General features: G+C 39.9%; 15 protein-coding genes. 9 read left to right on the top strand and 6 right to left on the bottom strand.

Annotated features, from left to right (window positions below; translation table 11 throughout):
* Positions 1 to 77: 77 nt before the first annotated feature.
* The 4 genes from FC093_RS21795 to argS form a co-directional block, all read right to left on the bottom strand.
* Positions 78 to 2,099, bottom strand: a complete 2,022-nt coding sequence (locus FC093_RS21795; RefSeq protein WP_137263936.1) for a glycoside hydrolase family 127 protein — start codon at positions 2,097 to 2,099, stop codon at positions 78 to 80.
* Positions 2,100 to 2,247: 148 nt separating this feature from the next.
* Positions 2,248 to 3,882 carry a RagB/SusD family nutrient uptake outer membrane protein gene (locus FC093_RS21790; RefSeq protein ID WP_137263935.1) on the bottom strand — a complete coding sequence of 545 codons (1,635 nt, stop codon included), beginning with the start codon at positions 3,880 to 3,882 and terminating at the stop codon, positions 2,248 to 2,250.
* 19 nt (positions 3,883 to 3,901) lie between these two features.
* The gene (locus tag FC093_RS21785; protein WP_240743411.1) at positions 3,902 to 6,829 is read right to left on the bottom strand and encodes a SusC/RagA family TonB-linked outer membrane protein; all 2,928 of its coding nucleotides are present in this window, start codon (positions 6,827 to 6,829) and stop codon (positions 3,902 to 3,904) included.
* Between the two features lie 585 nt (positions 6,830 to 7,414).
* The gene (gene argS / locus FC093_RS21780) at positions 7,415 to 9,193 is read right to left on the bottom strand and encodes an arginine--tRNA ligase (RefSeq protein ID WP_137263933.1); all 1,779 of its coding nucleotides are present in this window, start codon (positions 9,191 to 9,193) and stop codon (positions 7,415 to 7,417) included.
* A gap of 80 nt (positions 9,194 to 9,273) precedes the next feature.
* Here argS and FC093_RS21775 point away from each other — a divergent pair, with 80 nt between their 5' ends.
* The 4 genes from FC093_RS21775 to FC093_RS21760 all read left to right on the top strand — a co-directional run bounded on the left by FC093_RS21775 (position 9,274) and on the right by FC093_RS21760 (position 11,960).
* Entirely contained in the window at positions 9,274 to 9,873 is a 600-nt protein-coding gene (locus FC093_RS21775; protein WP_240743410.1) for a GtrA family protein, read from the top strand.
* Between the two features lie 389 nt (positions 9,874 to 10,262).
* The gene (locus FC093_RS21770; protein ID WP_137263932.1) at positions 10,263 to 10,709 is read left to right on the top strand and encodes a hypothetical protein; all 447 of its coding nucleotides are present in this window, start codon (positions 10,263 to 10,265) and stop codon (positions 10,707 to 10,709) included.
* Between the two features lie 153 nt (positions 10,710 to 10,862).
* On the top strand, positions 10,863 to 11,474 hold the full coding sequence (gene miaE / locus FC093_RS21765) for a tRNA-(ms[2]io[6]A)-hydroxylase (RefSeq protein WP_137263931.1): 612 nt from the start codon (positions 10,863 to 10,865) through the stop codon (positions 11,472 to 11,474).
* A 303-nt stretch (positions 11,475 to 11,777) separates the two neighbouring features.
* Positions 11,778 to 11,960 carry a DUF3606 domain-containing protein gene (locus tag FC093_RS21760; protein WP_137263930.1) on the top strand — a complete coding sequence of 61 codons (183 nt, stop codon included), beginning with the start codon at positions 11,778 to 11,780 and terminating at the stop codon, positions 11,958 to 11,960.
* A 231-nt stretch (positions 11,961 to 12,191) separates the two neighbouring features.
* On the opposite strand, the gene rimM is transcribed toward FC093_RS21760, so the two are convergent.
* Both rimM and FC093_RS21750 read right to left on the bottom strand, forming a co-directional pair.
* Positions 12,192 to 12,704, bottom strand: a complete 513-nt coding sequence (gene rimM / locus FC093_RS21755; RefSeq protein WP_137263929.1) for a ribosome maturation factor RimM — start codon at positions 12,702 to 12,704, stop codon at positions 12,192 to 12,194.
* 76 nt (positions 12,705 to 12,780) lie between these two features.
* A complete protein-coding gene (locus FC093_RS21750) occupies positions 12,781 to 13,632 on the bottom strand; it encodes an alpha/beta hydrolase (protein WP_137263928.1) in 852 nt (283 codons plus the stop codon).
* 126 nt (positions 13,633 to 13,758) lie between these two features.
* On the opposite strand from FC093_RS21750, the gene FC093_RS21745 reads away from it, so the two are divergent.
* The 5 genes from FC093_RS21745 (at position 13,759) to FC093_RS21725 (ending at position 18,875) form a co-directional block, all read left to right on the top strand.
* Complete coding sequence (locus FC093_RS21745; protein WP_137263927.1) at positions 13,759 to 14,715, top strand: ATP-grasp domain-containing protein; 957 nt, start codon at positions 13,759 to 13,761, stop codon at positions 14,713 to 14,715.
* Positions 14,716 to 14,890: 175 nt separating this feature from the next.
* Positions 14,891 to 15,499: a Uma2 family endonuclease gene (locus FC093_RS21740; RefSeq protein WP_137263926.1), complete on the top strand. Its 609-nt coding sequence runs from the start codon at positions 14,891 to 14,893 to the stop codon at positions 15,497 to 15,499.
* A 6-nt stretch (positions 15,500 to 15,505) separates the two neighbouring features.
* Positions 15,506 to 16,615 carry a carboxylate-amine ligase gene (locus tag FC093_RS21735; protein ID WP_137263925.1) on the top strand — a complete coding sequence of 370 codons (1,110 nt, stop codon included), beginning with the start codon at positions 15,506 to 15,508 and terminating at the stop codon, positions 16,613 to 16,615.
* A gap of 334 nt (positions 16,616 to 16,949) precedes the next feature.
* Positions 16,950 to 17,486: an RNA polymerase sigma factor gene (locus FC093_RS21730; protein WP_206106654.1), complete on the top strand. Its 537-nt coding sequence runs from the start codon at positions 16,950 to 16,952 to the stop codon at positions 17,484 to 17,486.
* Positions 17,487 to 18,875 carry a hypothetical protein gene (locus FC093_RS21725; protein WP_137263924.1) on the top strand — a complete coding sequence of 463 codons (1,389 nt, stop codon included), beginning with the start codon at positions 17,487 to 17,489 and terminating at the stop codon, positions 18,873 to 18,875.
* Positions 18,876 to 19,120 lie beyond the last annotated feature (245 nt).

The following is a 19,120-nucleotide window of genomic DNA, read 5'->3' as shown; positions in this document are numbered from 1 at the left end:
GTAATAAAATGAAGATAGTTATTAAAATTTGTTTTGAAATCCTATTCGCCATAATGTAAGTGAATTCCGGTAAAATATTAATGAGCCTTATTCGTGGTAAGCAACTGTACGCTTTGCACTTTTTCAGGGAACCAAAGTTGCATTTCACCTTTACCACGATTAGCCCAGCCATAATAAGGAATAGCTACAAACGTTTGCTCTTTGGTGCTGATGTTTTCACCATTATCGTCCACCTGTACGGCTGGCACTTTACTCTCTAAAATCATCACACCATTCAGCAGATCGGGCTTGTACGCAGTAGTAAACTGTGCATCATCGGGCATAATAATATTGCTTGCTTTACCCCCGTTATCCACCCATTCAGCGCAATACATCAGTGGTCCTCTTTGCAGCGCCACTTTACCTTTATCGTACGCTACTTTGTCATTAGCAATCACCCTTTTTACTTCCATTGGCAACTGCACTTCTATCACATCGCCTTTTTTCCATGTTCTGCTTAAAACAGCATACCCGTTTTCCATCGTATAATCTAACGGTTTACCATTGATGAGTATGCTTACTTTCTTGTCAGATTTCTGCTTAAAGGCATACAAATCAGAAGGCAATTCTTCATTTCTTGCCCAGCCCGGAATACGCACCAGCATGGCGAAGTTTTGAGTAGATGTTGGATTAATCGTAAACCTCAAATCACCATCCCATGGATAATTATTCTGCTGAATAATGCTTACATTTTTGCCACCTACTTTCAGGGATGAAGTGCTGTTCATAAAAAGGTTTACATAAATGTTGTTGTCTTTTTGTGCATACACATAGCCCGGAATAGAAGGCAGCAACCTGGTAAGATTGGTTGGGCAGCAGGAGCAATCAAACCAACCCGAACGTTCCGGCTCCATGCTGGGGTGCGAGAAGCCATTTTGTATTTGCATGGCATTGGTGTAAAAAAAAGATTTTCCATCTAAACCAATCCCGGAGATCAAACCATTGTATAAAATCTTTTCCAGCACATCAATATATTTTGAGTCACCGTGCAATTCAAACATGCGTTCATTCCAGAATACATTGGCAATAGCTGCACAGGTTTCGTTGTAAGCTGTGGTATTAGGCAGTTCATAATCATCGCCATAACGCTCGCCTGATGGTATAGCACCGGCGCCACCTTGCACATACAGTTTTTTAGATACTAAATTATTCCAGATGCTGTCTACTGCAGCCAGTAATTGCTTATCACCCGTCAATGCAGCCACATCGGCAACAGCAGAGTATAAATAACCCGCACGTACAGCATGACCTTCGGCTTCGGTTTGCTCATCTACAGGCTTGTCATCCTGCCAGTAAGAGCCATTTTTAAAGGGGTCTTTGCTGGTGCTGTCGTAGCCTTTGTAACTACCACGTGCTTCTACAAAAAACTTAGCAGTACTCAGGTACTCCGGCTTGCCGGTAACGCGGTATAATTTTACCAAACCCATTTCTACAATCTCATGTCCGGGAGCAACACGCAATTTGCCGGGACCAAATACAGAGCAAACGAGATCTGCATTTTTCAAAGCAATATTGAGCAATGTTTTCTTACCGGTTGCCATGTAATGTGCCACAGCAGCTTCGTATAAATGACCTGCGTTGTACAATTCATGACTCATATTACGTTCCTGCACCCAACGTTGCATACCTGCCCAGGGATGCGGATGTGCCGGATCAATAGTGCGGGCTGTATATAAATAGCCATCCGGCTCCTGTGCTGCGCCAATGAGATTGATTAAGGAATCAATATAATGGTCCAGTTTCGCATCGGGAAAGATGCTCATGGAATAAGAAGCACCTTCTATGGTTTTATAAATATCGGTATCATCAAAGGGAAAGTGGGTGCAGAACTTGCCGGTATGCTTAGCTGCCATTACAAAATTGTTGACGCGACCAGTGCTCTCACAACGTGCAAATGAAGCAGGAATTGTGACAGCAGCATTGGTTTGCAAACGTGGCAACCAAAATGCATCAGTGAGTTTTACCTGTGTAAACGGCGTTGCCTGTATGGGATAATCGCTTTTTTGCGCCCATGCTGCAAGTGAAATAAATAAAGAAAAAGAAAGAATAACTTTTTTCATATTAGCAAGATAAAAAAATGAAAGGCTGCTGTAAACTACTGTAATATTAATTATAGTATGCCATTTGATATGTGAGAATTGAAAGCGGGCGATAAAATACCCATTTTTAACTCAACGCTACATTACTTACAGCAGCTTTTAAAAACTATTAATAGCCAGGATTTTGTTTAAGGTTACTGTTTTTTTCTATTTCATTGCGCGGAATAGGAAATAATATTTTAGCAGCATCACTGGCAGTATGAGAGAACCATGATTTAGTAGTAAATGCTCCAAAGCGGATCATGTCTTGCCTGCGGCGACCTTCCTGGTCAAACTCCCAACCTAATTCGTCTAAGAATCGTCCATATTGAATATCGGCACCACCTTCGTGCGTAGTAGCATCTGTACTTCTTAAGCCATAGTCATACGTGCTGCCTTTCATTAAATCGGCGCCTGTAACAGTTGCTTTGGAGGGATCATTCGGGAATGCCCGCTGCCTTACCTGTGTTACAATGGCAGCAGCTTCATCGGCATGACCAGTACGCAATAAAGCTTCTGCTTTCATCATTAAAACATCTGCATATCTGAGCAAGGGAAAGTCGTTGCTGAGTTGCACGGCAGCACCCATAGCAATTTCAAACTTACCAAGGCGGAAACCGTGTACTGCTTCGGAGTAATCTATGCTGGGCACTTCGTTTACATAGATTAATGGCTTGCCGGTATAAGAGCCTAAACCTGCTAATAATATAGAACCATCAGACGCATACTGCTGCCCTTGAATCCAGTTGTTTTTCAAGCGGCTATCATTAGCATCAAATGAACTAATGAATTGAGGAATGGCACACATGCCGCCCCAGGGCGCACTCATCAAGTTATAAGTTGCCTGATTCTCCGGCTCGAGCGTTTGCATGTGCAGGTCAAAAGCATTCCAGTCAGTTACATATTTATCATCGAGCGGCAGTGCAAAAATGATCTCTTTAGAATTTTGATTTTCTGTTTTGAAAACATTTTTCTGGTCGGGTTCTAACATAAATCCTGCACCTGAATTGATAACGGCATCGCACTCCTGAATACATTTTTCCCATTCAGGCGTTCCGCTATATACTTCTGCATTCAAATACATTTTTGCCAATAAAGTATGAGCAGCCCACTGGTTGAATTTTCCGTAAGTTGTTTGATCATTTTTATCGCTCAATAAAGTGATATTATCTGTAATTTCTTTTACAATAAAATCATACACTTCTTTGCGGGCACTTTGTTCAGGCAAAAAACCATCAGGCAAATCGAATTGTGTAACGATGGGCACATTGCCAAACATATCGCACAAGATGTAATAGTAAGAAGCACGCAACACTTTCAGCTCTGCAATAGTTGCATCCTTTGCGCTTGAATCGGTAACGGGAATAAGGTTATTCTCCAACTGATAAATAACGCGGTTGCAGTTGGTAATACCGCCATACGTTCTGCTCCAGGTATTTACTACAACACCTTCATCGGCAGTCCATGCGTGCTGATGTATTCTTTTATACACCCCGCCATCTACCCATCCGTTAGGACGCGCGGGAATCACTTCCTGATCGGCAGATAATTCTTCTGCACGCCATAAGCCATCCCACCACAACAAAGTCTGACGCCAGTTGACATAAGCAGCGCCGGTTAATGCTGCCAGGTCGCTGTTGGTAGGACTAAATTGATTGGAAATAATGGTATCATAGCTTTTATCTTTCAACTTGGTACAGGCACATACCGATACCAACACCGTAGCTGCTGCAAGTATTTTAAATAGTTGTTTATTGCTTTTCATTATTGTGTTTATTTAATCGTTAGAAACCTACATTCACACCAAAAGTATACGTACGTGTTGTGGGATATTTATCGCGATCGTCATCACCAGGATTTAAACCTAAACGATTTACTTCCGGATCAACACCTTTATAGCCGGTAATGATGAACGTGTTGAGCGTAGTAACATACAGGCGTAAATTTTTGATGTAGTTGGAATGAATATTATTAAAATTGTAACCCAGTGTAATGTTATCTATTTTCCAGAAATCGCCATTTTCAATATAATAACTGTTGAACTCCAACGGAGCTGTTAATAAGGCTTTGCCGTAAGGCTTGTTATAAGCCGATTTCAAACGATTGTAATACTGTAGGGTTGGATTTTCGTAGTACATTCTCTGGAAATTAAGAATCTGATATTTGAAGGCACCACGCATGGTTACACTCAGATCGAAGTTTTTATAACGGAAATTATTGTTCCATCCTGCATAATATTTAGGCAGCCCATTGCCAAGCACTTTTTTATCTTCAAAGCTATGGGCAAAGTCGTCGTAACTTACATCTTTACCATCCTTACCTTCATAGATCCATTTGCCATTTTCATCAAGTCCTTTTACTTTAAAACCATAGAAATCGCCTATACTCTGACCTATGTAAACAATATGGGTGAATGTTTGAATAGGCTCGCCTGTGTAACCGGTAGTAAAGTAATTGCTGGTTGTTTTATACAAGTCATTAGACAAACTAATTAACTTATTGGTATTGGTTGAAAAGTTGATGCTGGAATTCCATTGAAAGTTTTTAGTTTGAACAGGAATAAAATTCAGCATTACTTCCAAACCTTTGTTTTCCATTGTACCAACATTAGCCCGTGTTGTGTTGTATAAATTGGGCGGACTTGGCACCTGATAATCGTACAATAAGCCTTCTATTCTGCGGATATAATAATCCACATTGCCACTTATCTTTCCTTTCAGCATACTAAAGTCCAATCCAATATTTGTTTCTTTTTTCTCTTCCCATTTCAGGCTCGGGTTGGGATTTTGCGTAGGTCCTAAAGTTTGTATCCATTGGCCATTAGAGTAAATGAACGAACCATAACCTAGCAGGGCTTCACCTAAAAATAAATTGGATGGCGGATTGCCGGTAACGCCGTAACCTGCACGCAGTTTTAAATCATCAAACAGCATTTGGCGGCTCATGAAAGCTTCTTTTGAAATTCTCCAGCCAGCAGAAATTGCAGGAAAGGTACCCCACGGTCTTGCAGCACCATATAACTGACTGGCAGCCTCGCGGCGTATACTTGCAAGCAGCAAATATTTGTCGGCATAACTGTATTGAAATCTTCCAAAGAAGCTTATTAAGTTTGTTTCGCCCCTATAGCTATACATCGTTCCCTTACCTTCTTTCAAAGCATTGCCAAGCCCGATATTGCTGTACCCAAAAATGTCTGTCGGAAAATCGTAGTTCCTTTCAAACATGTTAAACACTTCATTTTCCTGATAACCATAACCACCTAAAACAGAGAAGCGGTGTTGCTGTACAGATTTGGTGTATTCGGCAGTGATTTCTGTAAGCCTGTCTATTGACTGAGAGGCACCTACAGCAGCATAGCCATTCAAGCCATCACGTACATTAGAGATATGCTGCTTTGTTTCGGAATAACCGCTTTCCAGATTAAACCTGGAGTAAGAAAATAATGCATTTAATTTTAATCCGCGTACCGGTGCATAAGTAAGCGTTGCATTCATACGCGTATTAACGCTCTGTGCTTTTCCATCGCTTTCTTCTAACCGCGACAATGGATTTTCATAGTTAAAAATGCCTGTTTGTTCAAACCAGGTACCATCCGGGTTATAAACCGGAGAAGTTGGATTACGTATGAGCGCCTGCCGGTACGTATAGCCGTTAAAACTGCCACCATCGGCCGTTTGTATATAATTATTATTTTGGTTAAGCAGGTCAAGATTAATTTTCAGCTTATCATTAAACATGCTGTGGTTAATATCTGCTCTTCCTGTAAATGTTACATTATCTGACTTTTTAAAGATACCTTCTAAGTAACGATAGTTTACAGAAACAAGATAGTTGGTTTTGTTGTTGCCGCCACGAAAAGTAAGATTGTGTACATGGGTAAGCGGTGTGCGCGAAATTTCATCCAACCAATCTGTATTGCTGCCCAAATCCCACGAAGAATCGCGAATGCCTTCTTTTATTTGCTCGCGGTAGTCGGCAGCAGTAAGCATGTCCATTTTGCGGGCAATAGTTTGCGTGCTTACATAACCGCTGTAATCAACCGTATTGGTGTAATTACCTTTTGCACGCTTGGTAGTAATTAATATAACCCCATTTGTACCGCGCACACCATAAATAGCAGCAGCCGAACCATCTTTCAGTACATCAATAGATTCAATGTCTTCGGGTGCTACCGTACGCAAGCCACCGGGTACACCATCTATCAACACCAAAGGGTCGGAATTAGCACCGAATAAAGTGGTATTGCCTCTTAATAAAATTTGTGTGTAAGCAGTAGGATCGCCGCTGGGTGCAGAGATTGTTAAACCCGACACTTTGCCTTGCAGCAATTGCCCGGCATCCTGTACCGGACCTTTTACAAAATTTTCCGACTTTACAGAAGCAACAGCACTGGTTACATCGGCACGCCGCTGAGAACCATAACCAATTACAACTACATCGCTCAATGCATTGACACTGGCATTCAAATTAACTGTAATAAGAGACTCGTTGCCAACTGTAACTGTTTGCGGCGCAAATCCTATGGCATTGATGGTAAGTCTATCACCATTTTTTGCAGGAAGTGTGAAGCTGCCATCATTTGCAGTAATGGTATTTTGTTTTTTTCCTTCCACCGAAACAGTAGCACCAGCTATAGCTGCACCGGCAGAGTCTCTTACTACTCCTTTTACATCACTTATTTGTGCATACAAATGATAAGAAGAAAAAAACAATAAACATAATAGTAGTCTCTGGAGGACAAAAGTTTTTGTCCTTCGTTGTTGGCAATACAAAGGCATAGTTTACAGGTTTTAATTAAAAAAGTGTTCTGTTATAAGTAAAGAATTTAGTACTGAAGAAATAAACGTCTATTAATTTATTGAACAAGCTTTGTATTTATTCCATGCAATCGAGTCTCTTATAAGTATCTGTCCAAGCAATAAGTGTATTTTTTACAGTTATAAAAGTAGAAGGTTGAAATGATTTCACCAAAAAAATAAGTGTATTTTTTGGATTTAATTTTTAGTTTACACTAATTAATTGATTACCAAATAATTGTTTAAATAAAAGCTCTGTTCGTAAGTACTATAAAATAAAAAAATAGCCTAAAAAATCCGGCTATTTTTAATACTACATTACTCAAAAGTTTGTGCAATCGTTTACTCAAATTATGAAACGGTTACTTTTTTATCAAAGACATATTACCACTAAATATGTTTGGACTATACAGCCATCCCGAATGATGCGATAGAATGCAATCGGCGGGTATTGCCACCCGCCGAAAAGAGCAAACAGATTTAAATTCTTTCAATAAAATATTACATACGCTCCGGCACTTCAATACCCAGCAGGCACATGCCCGTTTTAATGATATGGGCAGTTAATACACAAAGCTGTAAACGCAGATTTTTCTTTTCCGCACTTTCGGCATTAGTTACAGAATGTTCTGTGTAAAAGGAGTTGAATGTTTTTGCATAATTATATATATATACTGCCACTTTAGATGGATCATACGCTTCCGCAGCTTCTGCAATAATTGTAGGAAACTGCTCAGCCTGTACAATTAGTTCTTTTTCCAGCGGCAACAATACATTACCTGTATTTGCAGCTTGTATAGCACTATTTTCCTTACGCAAAATACTTTTAATACGCGCATATGTATATTGTATAAAAGGCGCGGTAAACCCATGAAAATCTATACTTTCTTCCGGGTTAAAAACCATACGCTTTTTTGGATCAACACGAAGTATAAAGAACTTTAAAGCGCCAATCCCAATAGTGTTATATAGCTCTTTCAGTTCGTCCTCATTAAAATCTTTGATCTTGCCTAATTCTTCGGTTTTTTGGGCAGCAATTTTCACCATTTCATCCAGCAGATCATCGGCATCCACTACAGTGCCTTCGCGGCTTTTCATTTTGCCGGTAGGCAACTCTACCATGCCGTAGCTTAAGTGATGTATGCCATCAGCAGAAGGCAAGCCTAACTTTTGGCAAATGAGTTTTAATACTTTAAAATGATAGTTCTGCTCATCGCCCACTACATAAATGCTTTGCTGAATATTGTATTCTTTTTGCTTTTGCTCTGCCAGTCCAATATCCTGCGTAATGTACACCGATGTGCCATCTTTGCGTTGTACCACTTTTTCGTCCAGCCCATCAGCAGTTAAGTCCACCCATACGCTGTTGTCTTCTTTTCTATAAAATACACCTTTTTGCAAGCCTTCTTCCACCAGGTCTTTGCCCAATAAGTAAGTATTACTTTCATAATATACTTTATCAAAATCGGTTCCTATGCGCTGGTATGTTTCATCAAAACCTTTATATACCCAGCTATTCATTTTTTGCCATAGATCCCTTACCTCGGGCTTCCCCTTTTCCCAGTCCACCAGCATTTGCCGGGCTGCTTCCATAATAGGTGCTTGTTGCTCTGCTTCTTCTTTGCTTGCCCCTTTACTTATTAATTGCTCTACTTCTTTTTTGTATTCATTATTAAACATCACGTAATAATCGCCCACTAAATGATCGCCTTTGATGCCGGTATTTTCGGGCGTGGCGCCATTGCCAAACCATTGCCATGCAATCATGCTTTTGCTGATGTGGATACCGCGGTCATTTACTACGCAGGTCTTTACCACCTCATTGCCGCTGGCTTTTAATATCTCAGCCGTGCTCCAGCCCAAAAAATTATTGCGCAAATGCCCGAGGTGCAAAGGTTTGTTGGTATTGGGAGATGAATATTCTACCATTACCCTTGTGCCATTATGCGCCTGTACACCGTAAGCCGCATTATTGTACTGCGATGACAGAAAGTGCAGCCAGTAAGTATCTTTGATAGTAAGATTTAAAAAGCCTTTTATCACATTGAACCTGCTGAACAATTGCAATTCATTCGCCATTAAGTAATCACCTATTTCTTTACCCAATATTTCGGGTGACTTCCTTAACTGTTTTACAAAGGCAAACAACACGATGGTATAGTCGCCATCAAACTCCGGCTTGGTACTATTTACCAGTACATCAGCTTCATTAATGTTTACATTATACAGCGCCTGCAATGCTTTAGCTGCAGCCTTTTTTATATCAGTTACAATACTCATTATATATTAAACGATTTAAGTGGCAAAAATAACAGATGGCTTCTTTATTGGCGATGCTTGTTTTTATTGCATAATTTTAAATGGCAATAACGCTCTTTTTAACTTTTACCTTCATTACCGGCGGAAAGGCTTTTCATTATCTTCGCCGCCCCGGAAAAGCTATGATGCGGCTACACATTTTTGTAAAAGAAACAATTTTAAAAGTGGTGGATTTTTTTTATCCGCCATTTAAGAAATTTTTGCCTGTACAAACTTTCCGTTATGCGGCGTGTGGTGGCGCCAATATGCTGTTTGATATTTGCCTGTTTACAATCAGTTATAATTTTATTTATCAAAAACAAAATGTACACATCGGCGCATTTACCATTAGCCCGTATATAGCAGCTTTTCTTACGGCTTTCTGCATTAGTTTTCCTACTGGTTTTTACCTTAGCCGTTATGTTGTTTTTCAGCAGTCAAGTATCCGCGGGCGGATACAGTTGTTACGCTATTTTATGGTAGTAATGGTTTGTTTTTTACTTAATTATATATTTCTTAAATTGTTTGTAGAATATTTTGGCTGGTATCCTACACCATCAAAAATTGTTACTACCGTCATTGTGGTTGTTTTCAGCTTTATTAGCCAAACGTATTTTTCTTTTGGCACAGGACGCAAAACGGCTGTGGAGCAAAGTTCATAAGCATTTACCAGGTAAATAGCGCCTGCTGTTAAGCTTTGCCGTATATGCCCGAGCCATAAGCTGCAAGCTTTGAACGAATCTGCAAAGTGAATGTTATTATAGCAACCTATTGTCGCAACATCCAGCACCTCCCAAAAGATGTGATATGATATTGTATTATATGATATTGTATTATAAATGAAGCGCCTTCGAATTAATGCTAAACTAAAATGTTTGATTCCCTGTAGTTTATTGCATACAAATAATATTCTTTTATAAAGAATATCCTGTTGATCATTAGCACTAAGTAACCGGCGTGCTTCTTTTATAGTACTTTTTAAGAAATTACTAATTCGTATTTAACAATACTGCTGTAATTATTTATCACCTTTAGAGTCTAAAAATCCAATATGAATTACCAGGTCGTTAGTAACAACCACACTATTACTGTGCTCGAAGACGATGCGTTTCCGCTCTACACATTGAGCAAAGAAACGGTGCAGGAAATCGCCGATATAGAAGGCACTGCCTGTGCTGAATGTATTTTAAATTTGTCTGATCATTCGCAACTACCAACGAATGTATTGTACGAAATTGCCTTCTACATTCAAAGAGATTACCCTTACCTGTGCATTGACTGGTTTACTACTTTTTATTATGTAGAAAAAGAAAGCTATCTAAGAACTGCTTTTGTAATGAAGGAATTACTGGAAGAAGGAGTGGACAACGCGGATGATGAACAACGGAAAAAGCGCTTTGAGAAATTTGAGAGCTACGAATTGGTGTACGACACAGATACAGTGATTTTGAAGATAGTAATGATGAACATTATCAACTTCAACGTTATTATTAAATAAGTGGTTTACCGCTAATTGCTTTGCAGTAAAAATCCAATATCAATCAACGCTATTTTTCTGCACGCTATCTATTCCATTTATCCAAATCGCTTATACTTGCATTGCTGCATTTGCACATCTGCAAAAGACGTAAAACAGGTGCAGTAAACCATCATGCCGGTAAATGAGGAAGCACAAAAAAATATACTGGGGCTGCACTTGCCAACCGACCCACGCTGGACTGACCTGGCGGCTATGCGCCTTGAAGATATATTGACCGACCATGCCTATTGTGAGCAAAAGGCTGCAACCAGTTGTATATCGCTGATACAAAAGAATGCAGATAAAGAAGCATTGGTAAATGAGCTGTCGCCAATAGTTACCGAAGAATGGGGTCACTTCAGACTGGTGCTGCAGGAGTTGCGCAAGCGCGGCTTGAAACTTGGCAGGCAACGGAAAGATGAGTATGTAAATAAGCTGTTGCAGTTTCAAACCAAAGGCGATAGTGCCTATAAAAGATTGATGGATCAACTGCTGATGATGGCATTGATAGAAGCCCGTAGCTGCGAGCGTTTTAAGCGCCTGAGCGAAGATTTAAATGATGCGTACCTGCGCAATTTTTACCGCCGTTTTATGGAAAGCGAAGCTGGACATTATGCACTTTTTATACAGCTTGCAGAGTTGTATATGAATAAAGAAAAAGTGCGCACCCGCTGGGCAGAATGGCTGCAATATGAAGCACACGTAATGCAAGAACTGGAAGTGCGTGGCGACAGAATGCATTAATGAATGGTGAATGGCCAATTATCAGATAGTTCATTATGCCCTGATGTCCAATTTGCTTTCATACTTGTGATGCATTTCTCCTCTATGCTGCTTTTTTGATATGAGAAGTAATTATAAAGGATTTTTATGTCACAGCTTTTAAATTATCATTTATATACCGATGATTATGATACTAATGTTCAATAATGTTTACTGCTATAGCAATAATGGTTGAAAAAATTATTTTAAAAACCATCCAAATGATTAACTTACAGGCACGCGGTTTGGTTTATTGTTTATCAAAAAATAAAAATCAGAACAGATATGGCACATTTCACACGCGAGGTAAAACTAAACGACAACACACAGGTAAATTTCAATCAGTCACCCGAGATTGCTTATTGGGCAAAAAAATTCAACATGACACAGGAGGCATTTCAACGCGTCTTTCAGAATAATAACTATTCTATTTCAAAAACATTGGCAGCCTGCACCACAAAAGCATAGTGTTTTTTAGCATAAAAGAAATGAAAACAATCCTGCCATTTACCCCACGCATACCATAATAGCCGTACTATCCATAGCTATTATTTCAATAAGCAAAAGCAGCATGGTAACGCAATGTGGAAAGAACTCCACAATAACAAAAGCGCAACTGTGCTGCTTTATTTTTGTGTAAGCTAATTTAAAAAGTAGATTTTTTAGTTACTTCTACCATCTCAACTTTAAATCCAATAACTAACTATAGACATCCAGCAGTCCGTCTGGCAGTGACACCAATATCTCTTTTTTCTTCCGGTCTATTTTAATAAGCGTTTCTTCGTGCAGCGGTATATATGCCTCTTTTTTATTGTACGTAGTGCGCAATAATACCTGGTGCGGTTGTTCTATCACTTCTTCCACGTTGCCAATACTATTATTTCCGTCAACAATAGCAAAGCCCAGCAAGCCTATCTTACTCCTTTTACCGGCAACTTTTTCAAAGTCTTCCTGTTGCAGCCATACCTGTTTTTGTACAAAGCGGTGCGCAGCTTCTCTGGTTTCTACGCCTTCCAGTTTTATGTAGGTTTCTACAGCATCTTTTGCTTTAGCTGCTTGTATGAAATAAGGTAAAAAACTGTTCTTTACTTCTTCTACAAACAACACTTCTATCTCCTTAAAATTCGATTTTTTTTCCAGTCCGTGCACCAGTACTACTTCGCCTTTTACACCGAAAGTCGCTGCTATTTTTCCAATGTGTATATAATCCATATTGTGAGTAGTAAGTCGTCAATTGTGAGTTCTTGAATAGTGAATTGCCAATGGTGAATGTTGCTTTTAGCTTCAGTCACCTCAGTGTATTATCAGCTTCACCGGGCATCTTTACACGATTGTTGTCATTACGGAACGCCCACGCGAGGAACTGAGGAAAAGCCCTTGCCCACGTAGCTACGTTGTGCATGCCTTCCGGCAGTTCTACATATTTAATGGCATCATCGCTGTAGCCTTTTTTCTTTAACTCTTGTATAAGGTCTAATGTATCATCTATCGAATCAATTACACCATTATTATTGCGGTCGGCCACCTCATCCAGCGTGCCACATTCAAAAAAGAATTTCAGCCACGGATAATAGCCCCCTTCGCGTACTTGCTGGTGCATGATGCGATCTTTATCATCGCTGTAACCTTTACCATATTTTTTGCTACGCCACCATAGCGAACCGCTGAAAACACCTACGTTTATAAACTCTTTTGGATTATTCAGTACTATATCCAATGCACTTAAGCCACCCAGCGAAAAACCTGCAAAAGAGATGTTTTTAAAAGAAAAACTACTAAAAGTATGACGTATAAAAGGCAATAATTCCTGTATTACAAATCGTGTGTAGGCACCTGCCTTGCCGCCAAAGCCTGCATAATGCAACGTATTGGCAGTGCCATATTCCATTTTGCGGTCTGTACCACAATGAATGCCTGCACAAAGCAATGATGTTATATACTGCTGATCATACAATGAATCAAGTATTCTTGTAAAAGGCATCAGCGGCAAGTCCTGACCATCATTTATCAGCAGCAGGCTTATACTATTATTCTGTGATGGCGGTAAATAAAAATCAATCATTACCTCGCGTTCTAAAAAAGTAGATTCTATCTTGTATTGCTTTACTCCCACAGCAACACCATTCACTGCATTATTCATACAAATTCAAAAATAAGCCAAAGCATAATAAACGCCCTATCTTAAATTGTTTAAGCTGGTTTTATATTTGTTTATTAAATTGAGCCACACTTACAAAACCGTCTATTACCCATTAAAACAAAACGCATGAAAAAAATTGGAATCTTATATGGCAAAGAAAGGAGTTTTCCCGAAGCCCTCATACAACGCGTTAACAGCAAAAATGTAAAAGATATTATAGCCGAGCCGGTGAAGATCGACAAAGTAATTCAAGGCGAGCCTTCGCCCTATGCAGTTATTATAGACCGCATCAGTCAGGATGTTCCTTTTTATCGCGCTTATCTTAAGAATGCAGCAATAGGCGGCGCCGCCGTTATCAACAATCCCTTTTGGTGGAGTGCCGATGAAAAGTTTTTTAATAATGCGCTTGCTGTGAACATTGATGTGCCAGTGCCTAAAACGGTTATTCTCCCCTCTTACGAGCTGCCTAACGATACCAGTGGCGATAGCTTCAGCAATCTGGCTTATCCGCTTGATTGGGATGCTATATTTAATTATGTAGGCTTTCCTGCCTACATGAAACCATTTGAAGGTGGTGGCTGGAAAAATGTATATCGATTAAATAATGCAGAAGAATTTTATCGCGCACACAGCGAAACCGGCCAGCTAGTAATGCTACTGCAGGAAGAAATTGTGTTTGAAGAATATTACCGTTGCTATTGCATTGGCGGCAAGTATGTGCGCGTAATGCCTTACGAGCCGCGCAATCCGTATCACCTGCGCTATGTAGCCGATTTTAAGCCCACCGAGGAAAAGCTGAAGTATCTTGAAGATATAGTGTTGCGCATTAATAAGTTTTTGGGTTACGATTTTAATACTGTTGAGCTGGCTGTACGCGATGGCATTGCATATGCCATAGACTTTTGCAATCCGGCACCCGATGCCGAGCGCACGAGCGTAGGCGAAGAAAACTTTAACTGGGTGGTAGAAACGGCTGCTACTTTTGCTATAGAAAAAGCAAAGGCATGGAAGAAAGGCAAAGACAATCTTACCTGGGGTGAGTTTATAAAACGCAGTGCGGGCAAAAAAACATTATATCTGTAGCATTTATATAAAAGCTTTATAGTAGCATCACTCGTAAATTATTTTTATGGTACAAGCTACAATGCTGCTATTGAGCTGTTGGTGTAGTCTGTGATGCTATAAGGCCATCACTCACTGCAATACCTGTCGCTGTTCAGCTGGGCTTACAGCCGTTCTTTTTTAAATTATATAAACCATGTTTACCCAATACGATGAAGAAGGTAACCTGCAGGTAGTAGAAGAGCCGCCCGCAGGTTATGTTTATACCTATGCTGATTACCTGAAGTTTAAGTTTGAAGAACGATTAGAGTTATTCAAAGGGCATATTATGAAAATGTCGGCCCCAAACACAAGGCATCAGGTATTAGTAGGCAAATTGCACCTTAAATTAGGCAATTTTCTGGAGCATAAAAAATGCAATGTGTACGTATCGCCTTTCGATGTACGGCTGCCAAAATGGAACAAGATAAAAGATGAAGAAATTACAACTGTGGTACAGCCAGACCTTTGCGTAGTTTGCGATGAACAAAAAATTGATTACCGTGGCTGCTGCGGTGCACCGGATATCATGGTTGAAATTCTTTCGCCCGGTAATACAAAAATGGAGTTGCAAAACAAATTCGATTTGTACGAAGAAGCCTGCGTGCAGAAATATTGGATAGTAGAGCCGCAAGAAAAAGTAGTTCTTATTTATACACTTGAAAATGGAAGATTTATTGGTAAAAAGCCGTATAGCGAAGGCATGCTTATTACAACCAATATTCTACCGGATTTAGAAATAAATGTTTCAGATATTTTTAAATAACCCATAATGGCATACCTCAATTATAAACATTTTACACTGGGTGTAGAAGAAGAATATATGGTTATTAATCCAGAAACGCGGGAGCTAACCAGCCACGAACAAAAGATTGTAACCGAAGGGCAGAAAGTAATAAAAGATAAAGTAAAAGCCGAAATGCACCAGGCAGTGGTAGAAGTAGGCACCGACATTTGCGGAGATATAGAAGAAGCCTACCGCGATGTATCTACGCTCCGCAATACGATTGCGCAGATAGCCGGTGATTTAGGTTTCTGGGTAGGCGCTTCCGGTACGCATCCCTTCAGCAACTGGCAAAGTCAACTGATAACCAATCATGCACGTTACAACCAGATTGTGAATGAACTGCAGGAAGCCGCCCGCAGCAATCTTATTTTCGGACTACACGTACATGTAGGTATGGAGGACCGCAGGATGGCTATTCATATTGCTAATTCTGCCCGTTATTTTCTGCCGCACGTGTATGCCTTAAGTGCCAACTCGCCTTTTTGGGAAGGCAGATTTACCGGCTATAAATCTTTCCGTACCAAAGTATTCGATAAGTTTCCCCGCACCGGCATACCCGATTATTTTGAAAGCATAGAAGCGTATGACAGTTATGTAAACCTGCTGATAAAAACCAACTGTATTGATAATGCTAAAAAAATATGGTGGGATTTGCGTGTGCATCCGTTTTTTAATACGGTAGAGTTTCGCATCTGCGATGTGCCCATGACTATTGATGAAACCATTGCTATTACTGCTTTATTTCAGGCAATCTGTGCCAAGCTGTACAAACTGCGTAACCAGAATATGAATTTCATTATGTACCACCGTGCACTCATCAACGAAAATAAATGGCGTGCCGGCAGGTACGGCATTGATGGTACACTGATAGATTTTGGCAAAGAGCAGGAAGTAAATACGCGCGTACTCTTGTATGAACTGCTCGATTTTGTAGATGATGTAGTGGACGAATTGGGCAGCCGCAATGCCATTAATTATATAAAGAAAATGATAGAGCAAGGCACCGGTGCCGACCGGCAACTGGAGGTATATAACCAACGTCAAAACCTGGCAGATGTAGTGGATTATGTACATAGCCAGTTTTTGGCAGTGTGAGGGTGAGTGGTGAACAGTAGCTTTTGAGATGAAAGTTGATAGTTTTACAACCGTATAAAGGCTTTATTTTCACCGCAGGGAAGAGAGCCAGAGATTTAGCAGAGTAAAGTAATCTCTGCGAAAAATTCCTTTACTCCCATTCTCCACGGTGAACGGAAATCAAACTTTATCAAGTTCAGTGAAAATTGCCACCGCTGGAACCTCCTTTATACATTAAATAAACACTACCTTACCATTTATAAAATCTTTTCTAAAAAATTTTTTTACACAGGCAGCGTGTATTTGCTTTGCAGTATCTCCATTATTTATAAAACCATATCTGAAAAGCATACGGGTGACGGAAGACGACATAATAAAAGGCTGTATTAAAGGTAGGGCTGATTGCCAGCGTATGCTCTTTGAAGCGTATGCGCGCAAAATGATGAGCGTATGCCTTCGCTATGTTGCAAACCACCACGATGCAGAAGATATTTTACAGGAAGCCTTCATAAAAGTCTTTGCCCACATTCACCAGTTTAAGTTTGAAGGCTCTTTTGAAGGTTGGCTTCGCAGGATTGTTGTAAATACTGCATTAAAAGCATTACAAAAAAAGAAGCTGCATTTTGCCGAAGTAAACGAGACCAACGTACCTGTGGCAAGTAACGATGCCGGTGCGCCATCTAATTTACAGGCAGAACAGTTGATGAAAATGCTCAACAACCTGCCCGACGGCTATCGCATTGTTTTTAACCTGTATGTGATAGAAGGATATGATCACGAAGAAATTGCACAAATGCTGAACATTCAAACAAGCACAAGCCGCAGCCAGTTGGTAAAGGCCCGAAAGATGCTTCAGCAACAAATTACTATGATGGAAAAAATTGCTGTATAAATGATGACAGACAACGAACTCGACAATCTCTTTAAAAACACATTAGGCAATCACGAAGCGCCCATACCCGCTGATATGTGGCAGCGCATACAACCAGGCGGCACAAAAAAACGCCCTGTTGTGCTTTGGTGGAAATGGTACGCTGTGGCAGCCGTACTACTAATTGCAGGCATGGCTACCTGGTGGTATGCAGATACAGCGGTGATAAATAAAAATATTGCAACATCTTACAGCAACACAACTAACAAAAAAGATAACAATCAGCCAGCAATTCAGGATAATAATACAGCCAATCAATTATCGGATGCTTCTCCAATACATGAAAAAGAGACTTCAAATAATACGAATCAAATAAATGCAAACCAACCAATTGCCCATAATGACCAGACAACGACTTCAGCGCATACAGCCAACGAAAAAGAAGGCAATCAACACAATACCAGCTTGAATGAGGCAGCTTTGAATGAAAAAAACACTACGGATGTGAATGAAACAACTTTGCATCCACAGCAAAATGTTACTTCAAACGATAATAATCTATCTGCCAATCAGCCTAATAACAACACGAATACAGCACCAACATTACCCAATTCTACTATAAATAAACCTGGTGCTGTAAGCAACAATATTGTTAAACCAAACACAACAGCCAACAACACAAACAATAACAATATTGTTGTTGCTAACACTAAAAAGGAAAATAAGAAAGTAAAATTGCCCTGGACTATTGAGGTCTTTGCAACTTCGGCGTATGCTGACAAACAAACATACGGCATGGAGAAGGAACCTTTAAGCAGTATGGCAGCACCTATTCCGCCGCCGCAGCCCAAGCCTTCATTGTGGAATTATGGCGCAGGTGTACGATTGGGTATTCCTGTTTCTAAAAACTTAACCCTGAAAACAGGTGTACAATTTGCCCAAACACGACAGAAAGCAGGTTACCAGCAGCAAAACGTGGTGGATATGATTGCCATCAACGGTTTTGCAGATACCAGCCGTTACCGCCAGATTGTTTATCAAACTGAAAACCAGCAAAGCACATATAACACGCTGAGTGTTCCGGTTTTAATCAGTTATCAAAGAGGTAAAAAAATACAGGTGGGTGCTACTGCCGGTATTGTTGTAAATGCTTATAGCTGGTACAGCGGCAAGGTTCCTAATGGCACTTATACTGCCACTTTAAATGCCAAGGAAACATACAGACGTAATACTGGTGCAGCTTTGTATGCAGGTATTACCGTTGCAAAAATGATAGGTACTGTTCAAATATTTGCAGAGCCGCACTTACAATATAGTTTAAGCAGTTTTACCAAACCTGTAGTTCCTTTTAAGCAAAAAATAAATACGTATGGCTTAAGCATTGGTGTAAGAACGGCATTGCATAAATAGGTATAATTATTTATTCCCGGGCTGCTAAGCAGGTAAAAGCAAAAAAGGTTCTAAAAGTTTAAAACTTTTAGAACCTTTTTTGCATATTGATACCTTTCAAATTAAGTAGGAGCTGTTTGTTTATACCATTTATAGATCATAAATAGTCTGATAAGCAGATAAATAAGAGTCGTATCCTGTAATTGATTTTATGGAATCAGGCGTAATGATATTTTTAATAACGGAACTAAGATGAGCTGATAATT

The sequence above is a fragment of the Ilyomonas limi genome, assembly GCF_005233845.1.
In the GTDB taxonomy this organism is placed as follows: domain Bacteria; phylum Bacteroidota; class Bacteroidia; order Chitinophagales; family Chitinophagaceae; genus Ilyomonas; species Ilyomonas limi.
This window is presented reverse-complemented; position numbering and strand designations above follow the sequence as displayed.